General features: G+C 71.7%; 1 pseudogene. It reads left to right on the top strand.

The features are described from left to right. Positions 1–237 (top strand): annotated as a pseudogene (locus JHD07_RS21565) (hypothetical protein); the annotation flags it as partial.

Raw genomic sequence — 237 nt, 5'->3', positions numbered from 1 at the left:
ACCTGATGGCCGAGGAGACGCTGAACCGCACCAAGATGGGCGTAACCCGCGCCTCACGCGGCGAGCAGGTTCCGTGGATTTCCTCGTCCTTGGCCGAGGATTTCTCGTTCATTCCGGGCCCGGGCGGATCGCGCCCCTCGACGCCGCCGCCTGCACCTCCCGCCGCGCCGCCTGTCGCCGTCAACAATCCGCCGCCTGCGCCTCCGGCAACGCCGCCGGCGCCGAAGCCGGCCGACA

The organism is Bradyrhizobium sp., assembly GCF_016462955.1.
In the GTDB taxonomy this organism is placed as follows: Bacteria; Pseudomonadota; Alphaproteobacteria; order Rhizobiales; family Xanthobacteraceae; genus Bradyrhizobium.
The sequence above is the reverse complement of the archived record's forward strand: the minus strand, read 5'-3'. Positions and strand labels throughout refer to the sequence as shown.